The sequence below is a fragment of the Phormidesmis priestleyi ULC007 genome, assembly GCF_003003695.1.
GTDB lineage: Bacteria > Cyanobacteriota > Cyanobacteriia > Leptolyngbyales > Leptolyngbyaceae > Phormidesmis_A > Phormidesmis_A priestleyi_A.
Window position 1 is genome coordinate 1 of the sequence record NZ_PVWG01000129.1, and the last position, 1,100, is coordinate 1,100.

The window sequence follows — 1,100 nt, forward strand, 5'->3', positions numbered from 1 at the left end:
TATAGCAATCCTAAATCAGTTGTAAGATGAAGGCTGAGTGGGTCGTGACCCCTGATGACAACCGTGAAAGATGGTATGCAAGATCTGCTTAGCTTTATCAACCAAACCGATGATGCTCGTGAATTGAAACGGGCATTGGCAGTCAAACTCACATTGCAGGGAACGGTACAAGCGGAAATTATGAACCTGCTGCAAGTGACCTCCGGGTTTATTAGCAAATGGAAAGGGGTCTACGAACGACTGGGGGCAACCGGATTAAAACTGGGGTATCAAGGGTCAAGCGGCTATCTGAGTGAAGCGCAGCAACAAGCAGTCCTTGAGTGGTTGCGACAAAAAGACTCTTGGCAGCTAGAAGAACTCCAGCGTCACCTGTGGCAACAGTACCAGGTCGAGTTCAGATCGCGACAGAGCTACTATGACTTGATGGCGCGAGCGGGACTGTCCTGGAAGAAGTCGCAGACGGTAAATCCAAAGCGAGATGAGGCAGCAGTGGGGGCAAAAAAGTCGAAATCGAGCGGTTTCTCCAGCGGCATCGCGAGGCATTGAAACAAGGAACCGTGCGGGTATTGATGGTCGATGAGTGTCATTTACTATGGGGGGACGTAACAGGTTATGTATGGGGTAAAACCAAAGAGCGGATTGAGATTCCCATCCTGAATGCCCGCACTCGGCAGACGTACTATGGCGCAGTCGATTATCTCACTGGGGAAGTTCTGGTCAAGGGATTCCCGAAAGGCAACTCAGAACACACGATTGCGTTTCTCAACTACCTGCAACAACAGAGTCCTAACCAGCAGTTAGTCCTGATCTGGGATGGTGCTCCGTACCATCGTTCTGAAGAATTGCGAGTCTATCTGAACCAGGTCAACGCTGACAAACCAGAAGCCGAGTGGCAAATCCGCTGTATTGCTTTCGCACCAAATGCGCCAGAGCAAAACCCCATTGAAGACATTTGGCTTCAAGCCAAAACCTATGTGCGTCAGCATTACTACCGATGTGAAACCTTTGCACAAGTCAAGCAGCTATTTGTGCAATTCTTGCAGTCTTACACGTTTGATTTTCCCAAGTTGCGGCGCTATGGCTGATCTTACAACTCAAAT

2 protein-coding genes are annotated in these 1,100 nt (G+C 49.3%); both read left to right on the top strand.

Features of this window, described 5'->3' with window-relative positions:
* Window positions 1-75 precede the first annotated feature (75 nt).
* Window positions 76-546: a helix-turn-helix domain-containing protein gene (locus C7B65_RS28605; RefSeq protein WP_219898761.1), complete on the top strand. Its 471-nt coding sequence runs from the start codon at window positions 76-78 to the stop codon at window positions 544-546.
* Window positions 543-1,085: an IS630 family transposase gene (locus tag C7B65_RS28610; RefSeq protein ID WP_219898763.1), complete on the top strand. Its 543-nt coding sequence runs from the start codon at window positions 543-545 to the stop codon at window positions 1,083-1,085. The genes C7B65_RS28605 and C7B65_RS28610 overlap by 4 nt, the downstream gene beginning before the upstream one ends.
* Window positions 1,086-1,100: the final 15 nt, after the last annotated feature.